The following is an 11,773-nucleotide window of genomic DNA, read 5'->3' on the forward strand; positions in this document are numbered from 1 at the left end:
TGCGCGACATCGACGAACGTTACAACCGCCATTGTCACAATGGCAAGGTCCGTCACTCCTGACCGAAGTCCCCCGCGCGCTCGGCCAGCGCGATGAGCCGGTCCCCCATGATCTCCGGGATGACCCGCCGCGCGGAACGGTCCACAGCGGCCCCGAGCGCGGACATGACCAGCGGGTGCAGCCGCGAGATGACATCGGCGAAGTGCGGCAGCTCGTCGCCACCGGGCAGCCAGTCCGGCCCCTTGGGGTCCAGGACGTAGCGGCGCACGAGGCCGACCAGCAGTGCGGTGACCCGGTCGGTCTCGGCCTGCAACTCGGCGGCCAGGCCCAGGGCCTCGGCGAGCGGGACACCGAGGCTGACCAGGTCACGGCCCGCTTCGAGGAGCTTGAGGCTGGGCGCGACCAGCTGCGTGCCGCGTCGTTCGAGGACGCCGAGTTCGAGGGCCGCGCGGATATTGGCGGGGGTGAGCTGCGCGCCGAACATCCGGGTGAGCTGCGCCGCCGTCACCACGGCGGGCGGCTCACCCGCCTGCGCGGCCCCGGTCGCCTCCTCGAGCCCGAGCACGTCGGCCAGGCTGTGACCGGCCCGCCAGGCGTCGAGCATCTCCTTGATCTGCGCGAAGGCGTAACCGCGGTCGAGCATGTTGAGGATCAAGCGGAGCCGCGCCAGGTGCGCGTCGGAGTAGATCGCCGCCCGCCCCTGCCGCGCGGGCGGGGGCAGCAGCTCCCGGTCCTGGTAGACGCGCACGTTGCGCACCGAGGTACCCGCGGCCCTCGCCAGGTCGTCGATCCGGTACTCCGCCACCCGGGGGAGCTTAGACGGCCCGGCTCCGCTCCACTGTGGACAACCCGCCAATACCTCCCGGGACTGACGGCGCGGTGTGAAAAGAGCCAACATTTTCATAGTGGCGAAATATCGACACCACCGAAGTGCTCCGGACGGATTTCGCGCACTGCCGACAGAGGACATTGCGCGTTGCGTAGTCGATTAACCACGTTCCGCAAGTGACCGTCGAATGGAGACGGTGGCGAACCGGTCACCTTGCGAACAAAGCAGGAAGTCCGGTGCTGGCACCCACGTTGACGTGGGCGTCCTCACCGGACTCGGTCCTGCGTAGTCGTGCCCCCGACCGGATTCGAACCGGCACTCGACCCCTTTTAAGGGGGCTGCCTCTGCCTGTTGGGCTACGGGGGCAGGCGCAGCCTAAGGCGCGATTCCCCGATTTGGGACGGGTTTGTGACAACTCCGGCCGGGTGGACCAACCGGAGTTCGGCCGTTTGCCGGTCAGCCCTTGGAGACCCGGGCGAACTCCGCCTTCGGGTCGTTGATCTGCCCCATGGAGATCACCTCGCGCCGGAAGAGCCCACCAGTTAACCAGTCCAGCGTGATGCGGACCTTGCGGTTGAACGTCGGCATCGCCTTGACGTGGTACGCGCGGTGCATGGCCCAGGCGAGGAAGCCCTTGGCCTTGATGTTGGCCACGTCACCCACGCCCTTGTGCAGGCCGAGGCTGGCCACCGAGCCGAGGTTCTTGTGGAAGTAGTCCTTGGGCTCGTCGCCGCGCAGCGCGGCGACGATGTTCTTGGCCAGCAGCCGGGCCTGGCGCACGGCGTTCTGCGCGTTCGGCGCGCAGATGGCCGTCGGGTCCTCGTCGGTGCGCGAGAGGTCCGGCACGGCGGCGCAGTCGCCCGCGGTCCACGCGTCGGTCAGGCCCTCGACGCGCATCGCGGCGGTGGCGCGCAATCTGCCCTGCTTGGTCAGCGGCAGGTCCGACGCGGCCAGCACCGGGCTCGACTTCACGCCCGCGGTCCAGACGATGGTGTCGCTGTCGAACTCCGTGCCGTCGGAGAGCACCACGTGCCCGTTCTCGAACGACTTGGCCAGGGTCGACAGGTACACCTCGATGCCGCGCTTCTCCAGCTGCATCACGGTGTACACGCCGAGGCTCTCGCGCACCTCGGGCAGCACCCGCCCCGCCGCCTCGACCAGCACGAAGCGCAGGTCCTCCGGCTTGACGTTCTTGTAGTACTGGGTGGCGAAGCGGGCCATGTCCTCCAGCTCGCCCAGCGCCTCGATGCCCGCGAAGCCGCCGCCGACGAAGGTGAAGGTCAGCAGCTTCTTGCGCAGCTCGGGGTCGAGCGTGCTGTCCGCCTCGTCGAGCTTGGTCATCACGTGGTTGCGCAGGTAGATCGCCTCGCCGATGGTCTTGAAGGCGATGCCGTGCTCGACCAGGCCGGGGATGGGCAGCAGGCGGGCCACCGAGCCGAGCGCGACGACGAGCACGTCGTAGCCCAGCTCCTCGGTGTGCCCGTCCGGCGCCTCGATCGTGGCGACCTTGCGCGCGTGCTCGACGCCGGTGACCCGCGCGGTGATCACGTGGCAGCGCTTGAGCGCGCGGCGCAGCGGCACGACCACGTGCCGCGGCTCGATCGCGCCCGCCGCCGCCTCCGGCAGGAAGGGCTGGTAGGTCATGTGCGGCTGCGGGTCGACGACGGTCACCGACGCCTCGCCGGAACGCAGCTTCCGCTGGAGTCCGAGCGCCGTGTAGAGACCGACGTATCCGCCACCGAGGATGAGGATCCGGGTGGGCTCCGACTTTCCGTGCGCCATAGAACAATGGTGGCACTGCTCAGCCGCGCCCGCGCGGCGCCCCCGTCGAGGTGTGACCGGGGTCGCTGGGGTGTTTCCGCAGGTGTGACGCGTGTCGCGGCGCCCGCGGGGACAGGTCACAACGCGTGCCCGAGCGGTCGGCCGACGGTCACGCGATCAACGACCACCGGTTCGGGTGTAGGTGTCGCCGCGGGCGCGCCGGGATCCGCGCCGGGACGGGGTGGGCCGGGATCCGCGCCACCGGGGGCACGGCCGGGATCCGCACGCGGTGCTGGTGGGGAGCACCGCGGGCGGGGCGGCGCCGGCCCCCGGCTGGTCGCCGGGCTCGGCGGGCGGCGGCTAACCGCGGGCGAAGTCGATCAACCTGATTATCGACCTGGTGGAGATGTCCAATTTCGGGCCGGGATTCTTCGAATCCCGTACCGAATTACCTCCTGACCACCTCACGAGTTCCACACAGCCGGTGGTGTCACTGTACGAACTTTTTCGCCAGCGCGGACACACATTGCTCATCAAGGTCCCTCCGGGTTGGGCTCCCAAGACGGGAGCACGATACCCGGCGATTATTCGCGACGACCACGAGGACGTGAATCCGCTTCTCGGGTAGCTCCCGGCGGCGCGCTCTCCGCGGCGACGCGCAATTACCACTTGCCAACTCTTATACGCACAGTAGTTATTCCGCGTAACCGGGTGAACCCGTTTTGGTGGCCGATCGCCGCCGGCGGTTGAGCCAAACGGGGCAGCGCAAGCGCACCTGCACGTGCTACCTTGCCAAACGCTGCGGCCCAGCGGCGAGGTGGCGATCTGCCACGTGGCAGATCGCCACCCGGCACTCCCCGATAGCATGACAGCCCGTAGTGAAGTTGATCGAGAGATGACCAGTCGGTCGATCGAGCGGAGCCAGCATGACCAGACAGCGCGACCCCCGGTTCTCCAAGCGCCAGCTCGGCAGGCTGCTGCGCACCTTCCGCGAGCAGGCGGGCAAGACCCAGCCCGAGGTCGCGACCAGGATGGACTGGTCGGTGTCCAAGCTGACCCGGATCGAGAAGGCCACGGTCGGCATCTCCACCACCGACCTGCGCGCGCTGCTCGCCGAGTACGACATGACCGACGAGGAGCTGATCACCGACCTGACCGCGGTCGCCAAGGAGAGCCGCGAGCAGCCCTGGTACGCCCCGTACGACGCGGTGACCACGGAGCCCTTCCGCAGGCTGCTGGCCTACGAGGGCTCGGCGGTGGCCATCCACCAGTTCCACCCGCTGCTGATCCCCGGGCTGCTGCAGACCCGCGAGTACGCGCTGGCCGTGCTGGCCAACCACTACTCCGGGCACGAGCTGGAGCTGGCCCTGGAGGCCAGGATGCAGCGCCAGGCCAGGCAGGCCGCCGACCCGGCGCGGCTGGTCATGCTGATCGATGAAGGCGCGGTGCGGCGCGAGATCGGCGGCCCCGAGGTGCTGCGCGCGCAGCTGCGCGCCCTGCTGACCAGGGCAGCCGAGCCCGCCACCAGCATCCGCGTCGTGCCGTTCACCGCGGGCGCGCACCACGGCCTGTCCGGCGGGTTCATGCTGCTGGAGCTGGACGAGGAGATCAGCGACACGGTGCTGTTCGAGGAGACCGCGGGCAAGGACTACCTGGCCAACGGCGACAGCGACGTGGTCACGACGGCGTGGGAGCGGTTCCTCGCCATCGAGCAGACCGCGCTGTCCGAGCCGGAGACGGCCGCGCTGTTGGCCGGGCTGGTCACCGCGAACTGACGCGGTCCATTCCACCGTCCGCATTCTCGACGTCGCGCGCTCCGAAGTGGGAACCGGCGCGGATAATGTGGGAATGGACCGGCGAAAAGGCAACGCGCGGTTTCAGGAGTCCAGTTCCACCGACCCGGCTGGGGCCACCTCCGCGGTTCGCACGACGATGTCCACGGCGAACCACGACACGGGTTGGAACGTGATGCGGATCTCACCGACCGGTCTGGGCGGTAACCAGCGGGTGAACAGAAATACCAGGGCCCAGGACAGCACGACCAAAGTCGTCACAGTTACCTCGGAGAACCGCCTGGAACAGGGACCCCACCCGGCGCGGCGGTAGCGTTGTGATCATGGTAGCGGGTGCTGTCAATGGTCGCGGGTGGCCCGGGCAGGCCAGGCGGGCTGGGTAGGTTTGGCCGGGTGAACCTGACCATGGACCCCGCTGACCAGCAGATCCGCCGCTTCGAGTGCGTCTGCTGCGCCGCGCCGGTCGCGCGCACCTGGGGTTTCGTCCGCGCCGACGGCAGGCCGTACGCGGTGTACTTCGCCAACAGCTACCGGCACACCGGCCAACCCCGCGACACCTGGATCGACGTCATCCTCGGCACCTGGGACACCGACGAGGCCGACGACCACACCACCTTCGGCTGCCGCGTCGGCCCGGACACCGAAGGCGGCGCCCCCGCGGCGACGGTCGTCCCGGCCTGCCTCGACGGCAGCGCGGGCCGCGCGCACGGACAGGTACTGGACCGCGAAGAAGCCTTGGCGCACGCGCGGCTGCCGGAGTTCTGGGAAGTGGTGAACCTCGTGCTGGACCAGGACGCCACCGTCCACGCCCACCTGAACGGCCCGGGGGACTGACTCAGCCGTCCAGCGCGGTCACCAGGTACGCAAGGGCGTGGGGGCCACGACCAGGGACTCCGCGATCCCGGCGGCGCCCGTTCCACCAATCGCCCTGTTCCACGTCACGTGGAACGGCCTGTCCGCGGAACGCGGTCGCGTCGAGTACCGGGGGTCTACCCCTGGATCCCGGCGGCGTCGCGGGCCGCTGCGAGGACGTCCTCCAGCATCGCCGGGGTGAGGCGGCCGGTGAAGGTGTTCTGCTGGCTCACGTGGTAGCAGCCGAACAGGCGCAGCGGCGGGCCGCCGTCGCGGGCGGGGAGGGTGTGGTGGACGCCGTGGCCGAACTTCGGCCTCGGGACCGGGACCTCCCACACCGCGCCGAGGATAGGGAGGAGGGCTTGCCAGCCGAAGGCGCCGAGGACCACCACCGCGCGGAGGGTGGGGCGCAGCAGGGTCAGCTCCCGCTCGAGCCAGGGGCGGCAGGTGTCGCGTTCGGCCGGTGTCGGCTTGTTGGCCGGTGGGGCGCACTTCACCGGGGCGGTGATCCGGGTGCCGATCAGCTCCAGGCCGTCGCCGGTGTGGGTGGCCGTCGGCCGGGTGGCGAGGCCGACGGCGTGCATCGCGGCGTAGAGGACGTCACCCGAGCGGTCACCGGTGAACATCCGGCCGGTGCGGTTCGCGCCGTGCGCGGCGGGCGCGAGGCCGACGACGCCCAGCGCGGCGTCCGGTGGTCCGAAGCCGGGGACCGGCCTGCCCCAGTAGTCCCAGTCCCGGAACGCCGCCCGCTTCACCCTGGCGACCTCCTCCCGCCAGGCCACCAGCCGGGGGCAGGCCCGACAGTCGGGCACGGCCCGGTCGAGGTCGGCGAGGGTGGTCTGGGCCACCGGGTCAGCGCGGGTCACAACGAGGTATCACACCACGTCACGGCCACCCGCACCGCCACTATGGTCTGGACATGGCAACAAAGGACGCGGCAGACGACGAGCCCAAGACCGCGGCGGCGGAACCGACCGACGACCTGGTCACCACCGCGCACTCGATGACGGTGCGCAGGCGCAAGCTGAACTACACCACCACCACCGGACGCGTCGTCCTGCGCAAGGAAGTGGTCACCGACGGCAAGTTCGAGGGGCACAAGCCCAAGGCCGAGGTCTTCCTCACCGCCTACACCCTCGACGGCGCCGACCCGGCGCGCAGGCCGGTCACCTTCGCCTTCAACGGCGGCCCCGGCTCGGCGAGCATCTGGCTGCACCTGGGCCTGCTCGGCCCGCGCCGGGTGGTCACCGGGGACGCGGGCGAGCCGGTCGGGCCGCCGTACTCGCTCGTGGACAACCCGGACACCCTGCTGGCGCACAGCGACCTGGTCTTCATCGATCCGGTCAGCACCGGCTACTCGCGCGCCGTGACCGGGGAGAAGCCCGGGGACAACTACGGCTACCAGGCCGACATCGAGTCCGTCGGCGAGCTGATCCGGTTGTGGACCACGCGCAACGGCCGGTGGGTGTCGCCGAAGTTCCTCGCCGGGGAGTCCTACGGCACCACCCGCGCCGCCGGGCTCGCCCACCACCTGCAGTCCCGGCGGGGCATGTACCTGAATGGTCTAATCCTTATCTCGTCCGTACTGGACTTCGGCACGATCCACTTCACCGAGGGCAACGACCTGCCGTACTCCCTCTACCTGCCGACCTACGCGGCCATCGCGCACCACCACGGCCTGCACGGCGACCGGGAGCTGCGCGACGTGCTCGCCGAGGCCGAGGAGTTCGCCGCGCGCGACTACCCGTACGCGCTGGCCAAGGGCGCTCGGATGTCCACTGAGGAGCGTGCGGGAATCGCCGCCAGGGTGGCGGAATTGACCGGTCTGTCCCCGGATTACGTCGACCGGGCGAACCTGCGGGTCGAGCACGTGCGCTACTTCACCGAACTCCTGCGGGATCGGCGGCAGGTCGTGGGCCGGATGGACGGCCGCTTCACCGGCTGGGAGGACAACTACACGCACGAGCGGTTCACCGACGACCCCTCGATCAGCAGCATCATCGGGGCGTACACCGCTGGTATGAACCACTACCTGCACGCGGAGTTGGCCTACCCCAACGACTTGCCGTACGAGGTACTGAGCATGGACGTGAACCGGGCCTGGTCGTACAAGGAGTTCGAGAACGCGCACGTCGCGGTCACCGACAAGCTCGCCGCGGCCATGCGCGTCAACCCCCACCTCCGGGTGTACGTCGGATCCGGGTACACCGACGGGGCCACGCCGTACTTCGCCACCGAGCACTCGTTGGCACAGCTGAGGATTCCCGACGAGCTGCGGGACAACATCGAGGTTTCCTACTACGAGGCCGGGCACATGATGTACGCCCACGAGCCCTCGCGGTTGCGCCAGTCGAAGGACATTGCGGCATTTGTGAACCGAAGTTCCAACCACTGAGCGGTGCTCACGCTCGGCCCCGGGCACTACATTGGGGTGCCTGCCCCCGTCCGCGTAGGGCGGGGACGACCCCTCAGCCTGCTGTGCCTCCCTCGTGTGAAGGGGCCGAGCGTGAGCGACATCGGACGACGCCTGCGCCAGATCCGCAACGCCCGCGGCAAGTCGCTGGCGGTCGTCGCGGGTCTGGCGGGAATCTCACCGTCGTACCTGAGCAGACTCGAATCCGGGCAACGCGCGCTGGACCGGCGGTCGCTGATCGTCGCGCTGGCGCAGGCGCTGGACGTGGCGCCGAACGAGATCACCAGCGCGTCCCTGCTGGCCACCCCGGGGGAACCGGAAGAGGACCGCGCGGTCGGCGCCGTCCGGCTGGCCCTGTTCGCCGCGGGCATGGGCGCGAGCCAGGGGCGCGCGTGCGGGCTGGCCGAGCTGGACGCGCGCGCGAACGCGCTGCTGGACAAGCAACGCGAGTGCGACTACGCCACGGTCGGCGCGCGGCTGCCCGACCTCATCAACGACCTGCACACCAGCCTCGCGGTCGGGAAGGACGAGCGGGAGATCCTGCGTCTGCTCGTGATAACGCACGTGCAGGGCACCCAGGCCTGGCTCGGCGACATCGGCGCGGGCCAGGACCTGGCCTGGCAGGCCGCCACCCTGGCCGCCGCCGCCGCGCAGGACCTCAACGAGCCCGCGTCGCTGGCGATCAGCGGGTTCGGCACGGCCTTCGGGTTGATCGGCGCGAGCGGCTTCGACCTGGCGAACAAGGTCGTCGCGGACACCGACCCGGGCACCGGCCTCGGCGACGACGAGCGCGAGATGTCCGGGATGCTCACCCTGACCCGGTCCCTGATCGCCGCGTCCCAGGGCAGGCACGCCGAACGGCTCGCGGCCCTCGACCACGCCGCCGACCTGGCCGCGCACACGGGTGAGGGCAACGCGTTCTGGTTCGGCTTCGGCCCGTCCAACGTGGGCGTGTGGCGGATGAGCGTGGCGCTGGAGGCCGGTGAGCACGCGGAGGCGGCCCGGGTCGCCGCGACCGTGAACCCGGACGCCCTCCCGTCCCCCACCCGCCGATCCGCGTACTGGCGCGAATACGGCCGCGCCCTGGCCCGGCTGCCCAACCACCGCAACGAAGCGGTGCTGATGCTGCGGCGGGCGGAACGGATCTCACCCGCGCGGGTCCACCGCAACCCGTTCATGCACTCCGTACTGGCGGAACTCCTCGCCCGCGCCCGCGACGACGCCATCGGACGGGAATTGCGCGGCCTGGCCTACCGCTCCGGCCTGCTGACTTAGGGTCTGGTGATCCGTTCTCTGGCCCGAACGGGCGACCTTGCCTCCGTGGCAAGCCGGGTTTTCCCTCCCTCACCTACCGTTGGTGGCGGTGGAGGAGGTGATGGGCGTGGTCGGGGAGATCGGGTCCGCGAGCCAACGGGGAGTCCCGGTTTGACGGCGACCCCGGAGCAGGTCGACACGGCGCGAGCCTTGGTCCTGCTAGCCGCCAAACTGGACGCACTCCCCGCCCGGCTGCGTGACTACGCCTCCGGTCTGATCATCGGCTGGGCCTCACCGGAACAAGCCGACGCCCTGGCCGCTGCCCTGGAAGAAACAGCACGACAGGTCAGGCGGAACAAACCGCAGTTCGTGCTGACCACGGAGTGAGGAAGCCCCACCACCACACAGGCGGCGGGCCCCACCGATTCGCCCCGGAGGGGTCCGCTGCCATCCATTGTCCACAATGGATGGCAGCAGTGGACTAAGAGCGGCGCCTCTCTGCCTACTCACCTCTGTCCCTGTCCCTGTCCCTGTCTCTGCCTCGGCCTGTCTCTCCTGCTACCCCCGCAACCGCCGCTGGATCCCCACCCCACCCCCACCCAACACCTTTCTCCCTAGCCACCCTCACAACTGCCGCAGAAGCCCAGCCCCCACCAGAACGCAACGCGCCCCTGCCATACGCCTTGATTGGGTGGACTTGCTTTGCGTGGGGGGACGGACCTGCCAAGCTCTCCTGCGGGTGGGGTGGGCTTGCCCATCCCCACCGCTCTTCCCCACCGCAGGTTCGTTAGGGGCCCCGCGCAAAGCAAGTTCGCTCAATCGAGGCCGCCCTTGTTTTTCGCGTGGGGCTGGACTGATCAACCCGGCCCGGCGCTGATCTGGTCCGCGGCGTGAGGTGAGCATCGATCGACCCAGCGAGGACCTGTTCTCCCGGGCTCCCACGCGAGTTTTCGAGCGTGTGCTCGACCTGGCCAGGTGGAGAAGGGGTTGCGAAGCAACCTCGGCGGGGAAGGCGAGTGCAGCTCGGATGGATGGTTGTGGCTTATGGGAAGCGAGACTGTCGCATCCAAAAAGCAACGGGCCCCCTCGGAAGTCCGAGGGGGCCCGTCACCAAAACACTGCTACCGCAGGTACTTCCTACCGTTCGTCACCGCAGACCACGCGTCAACCGAGCCGTGGCCGTAGAAGTTGTTCAGCTGCGGCGTGCCCTCGCACGTCGCGTTGAACTCCGCAGCCCGACCGACGAGCGTGTAGTCCACCGTCCGAGGCGTGGGGCAGGCGATCGGAGCAGCAGTGCCCTCCAACACCTTCCGCACCTTGTCCGGGCTAAGGCTCACGCCACTGCGCGTGTAGTCCCCGTACTGGGACACGATCAACGCCGCCACACCGGAGGCGTGCGGCGAGGCCATCGAGGTGCCCTGGAGGTACTGGTAGTACCCGCAGGTGCCGTCCGCCTTGCACGCCTTCTGCACACCCAGCGCCTCACCGTCGGGAGTGATGTTCCCGGCAGCATCGATCGCGCCTTCGGTCAGGGCCACGTTGCGGGGATACGCCGACAGGATCTGGTTCTCGTTGGTGCGGTACCAGTCCGTGCCCAGACCATCCCGGAAGTAGCCGCCGGGGGCGGAGACCGAGAGGCGTTCGAAGCCGTAGTTCGAGTAGTCCGCCTTGGCTTGCGACGGGCCGTACGAACTCACGCCGATCGCGTGGGGACCCTCGATCGGCAGCGACAGGCAGGTGGCGTTGTCGATCGTGCGCGGGTGGGTGTTGCCGACGGGGAAGTTGGGGCTCGTGTTGTCCGGCAGCGGTTTGCCGAGGTCCATGTGCCCGTTGCCCAGCGACACCACCTGGCTGACGCCCTTGCGGTGCGCGTACTCCATCGCCCGGCCGATCGACCGCACGATCAACCGCTGCTCGCTCTGCTGCTCCGGGGTGTCCGCCGGGTTGTTCGCGCAGTTGAACAGCCACGGGTCGACGTAGAAGGACATGTTGACCACGTCCAGCCCCGCGTCGCCCGCGTACGTCATCGCGTCGACCACGGGCTGCAGGAAGAACGAGCCCGAGTCCTGGCCGCCGCGGATGTTGACGATCGACACGTTCGGCGCGACACCGGAGATGCCGAAGCCGTCGGCCGCCGCGGCGATGGTGCCCGCGACGTGGGTGCCGTGGCCGCCGTTGTCGACGTCCGCCGGGTCGACGCAGCCCCGGTACTCGCAGGGCCCGTCGACCTCCACCCCGTTCTCGTCGAACGGGATGTCGCGGGTGAAGTTGCGCGAGAGCGCCCGGTCGAAGTTCGGCGCGATGTCCGGGTGGCTGCCGTCGACACCGGTGTCGAGTACACCGACCTTGACGCGCTTGTCCCCGGCCTGCTTCGTCCGCGCCAGGTCCGACCGCACCGCGGACAGGCCCCACGCCAACGAGTCCAGCGGGTCCATCCCGGCGGTCGCGGCGGGTTGCGCCCGCTTGCCCGCCCGGGCCGCCTTCGACTCCTCCTCCACCGACTTCGACTTGGCCCCACCCGCACCGCGCGGGGCCTGGCCGATCGCCTTCGACCGCGCGGCGGTGTCCACCGCGCGGTTGCCGGCGAGGCGGGCGGTGAAGCCGTTCTCCGGCGCGGTAGCGGTAACCAGGCCGACAGCCTGGTTGGTGCTCACGACGGTGCCGCCCGCCGCGCGCACCGCCGCCACAACGGCGTCGACGCTCGCACCCTCGGAAGAGAGCACGTTGTACTCCACCGCCCGACCGCTCAGGGCAGCCGGTTGGGCCGTCGCCGCGGTGGGTGCGACCGCCGCGAGGGCGGCCACCACCGGCACCGCGAGGGCGGCCACGGTCATTCTTCGTCTGTTCACGCGAATCCCCTCTCGTGAAACA

The 11,773-nt window shown here is 69.7% G+C and carries 11 protein-coding genes and 1 tRNA gene; 5 read left to right on the forward strand and 7 right to left on the reverse strand.

Going from position 1 to position 11,773, the window contains the following annotated elements; genetic code table 11:
- Positions 1–52: 52 nt before the first annotated feature.
- From CLV40_RS04295 to CLV40_RS40510, 4 genes are all read right to left on the reverse strand, one after another.
- The gene (locus CLV40_RS04295) at positions 53–805 is read right to left on the reverse strand and encodes a MerR family transcriptional regulator (protein ID WP_104477161.1); all 753 of its coding nucleotides are present in this window, start codon (positions 803–805) and stop codon (positions 53–55) included.
- 316 nt (positions 806–1,121) lie between these two features.
- Positions 1,122–1,195 (reverse strand) — tRNA-Leu (locus CLV40_RS04300).
- Between the two features lie 90 nt (positions 1,196–1,285).
- The gene (locus tag CLV40_RS04305) at positions 1,286–2,611 is read right to left on the reverse strand and encodes an NAD(P)/FAD-dependent oxidoreductase (protein WP_104477163.1); all 1,326 of its coding nucleotides are present in this window, start codon (positions 2,609–2,611) and stop codon (positions 1,286–1,288) included.
- A gap of 339 nt (positions 2,612–2,950) precedes the next feature.
- Positions 2,951–3,457: a DUF397 domain-containing protein gene (locus CLV40_RS40510; RefSeq protein WP_342752245.1), complete on the reverse strand. Its 507-nt coding sequence runs from the start codon at positions 3,455–3,457 to the stop codon at positions 2,951–2,953.
- Between the two features lie 59 nt (positions 3,458–3,516).
- On the opposite strand from CLV40_RS40510, the gene CLV40_RS04315 reads away from it, so the two are divergent.
- Entirely contained in the window at positions 3,517–4,365 is an 849-nt protein-coding gene (locus CLV40_RS04315) for a helix-turn-helix domain-containing protein (RefSeq protein ID WP_104477167.1), read from the forward strand.
- Positions 4,366–4,467: 102 nt separating this feature from the next.
- Here the strand turns inward: CLV40_RS04315 and CLV40_RS37780 are convergent, their stop codons facing one another.
- Entirely contained in the window at positions 4,468–4,644 is a 177-nt protein-coding gene (locus CLV40_RS37780) for a hypothetical protein (RefSeq protein WP_181043321.1), read from the reverse strand.
- 132 nt (positions 4,645–4,776) lie between these two features.
- Between CLV40_RS37780 and CLV40_RS04320 the strand changes: the two genes are divergently transcribed.
- Positions 4,777–5,217: a hypothetical protein gene (locus CLV40_RS04320; RefSeq protein WP_104477168.1), complete on the forward strand. Its 441-nt coding sequence runs from the start codon at positions 4,777–4,779 to the stop codon at positions 5,215–5,217.
- 155 nt (positions 5,218–5,372) lie between these two features.
- Here the strand turns inward: CLV40_RS04320 and CLV40_RS04325 are convergent, their stop codons facing one another.
- Positions 5,373–6,101 (reverse strand): uracil-DNA glycosylase, encoded by a 729-nt coding sequence (locus tag CLV40_RS04325; protein ID WP_104477170.1) that lies wholly within the window; start codon positions 6,099–6,101, stop codon positions 5,373–5,375.
- A 53-nt stretch (positions 6,102–6,154) separates the two neighbouring features.
- On the opposite strand from CLV40_RS04325, the gene CLV40_RS04330 reads away from it, so the two are divergent.
- From CLV40_RS04330 to CLV40_RS04340, 3 genes are all read left to right on the forward strand, one after another.
- The gene (locus tag CLV40_RS04330) at positions 6,155–7,630 is read left to right on the forward strand and encodes a S10 family peptidase (protein WP_104477172.1); all 1,476 of its coding nucleotides are present in this window, start codon (positions 6,155–6,157) and stop codon (positions 7,628–7,630) included.
- 111 nt (positions 7,631–7,741) lie between these two features.
- Complete coding sequence (locus CLV40_RS04335; RefSeq protein WP_104477774.1) at positions 7,742–8,923, forward strand: helix-turn-helix domain-containing protein; 1,182 nt, start codon at positions 7,742–7,744, stop codon at positions 8,921–8,923.
- 150 nt (positions 8,924–9,073) lie between these two features.
- On the forward strand, positions 9,074–9,289 hold the full coding sequence (locus CLV40_RS04340; protein WP_104477173.1) for a hypothetical protein: 216 nt from the start codon (positions 9,074–9,076) through the stop codon (positions 9,287–9,289).
- A gap of 734 nt (positions 9,290–10,023) precedes the next feature.
- Here CLV40_RS04340 and CLV40_RS04345 read toward each other — a convergent pair.
- A complete protein-coding gene (locus CLV40_RS04345) occupies positions 10,024–11,736 on the reverse strand; it encodes a S8 family serine peptidase (protein ID WP_104477175.1) in 1,713 nt (570 codons plus the stop codon).
- Between the last annotated feature and the right edge of the window lie 37 nt (positions 11,737–11,773).

It is taken from the genome of Actinokineospora auranticolor, from assembly GCF_002934265.1.
GTDB classification, from domain to species: Bacteria; Actinomycetota; Actinomycetes; order Mycobacteriales; family Pseudonocardiaceae; genus Actinokineospora; species Actinokineospora auranticolor.

Coding starts and splice junctions, on each gene's coding strand:
- CLV40_RS04305 (WP_104477163.1), bottom strand. CDS start 2,611: ATGGCGCACGGAAAGTCGGAGCCCACCCGGATCCTCATCCTCGGTGGC.
- CLV40_RS40510 (WP_342752245.1), bottom strand. CDS start 3,457: ATGCTATCGGGGAGTGCCGGGTGGCGATCTGCCACGTGGCAGATCGCC.
- CLV40_RS04315 (WP_104477167.1), top strand. CDS start 3,517: ATGACCAGACAGCGCGACCCCCGGTTCTCCAAGCGCCAGCTCGGCAGG.
- CLV40_RS04330 (WP_104477172.1), top strand. CDS start 6,155: ATGGCAACAAAGGACGCGGCAGACGACGAGCCCAAGACCGCGGCGGCG.
- CLV40_RS04345 (WP_104477175.1), bottom strand. CDS start 11,736: ATGACCGTGGCCGCCCTCGCGGTGCCGGTGGTGGCCGCCCTCGCGGCG.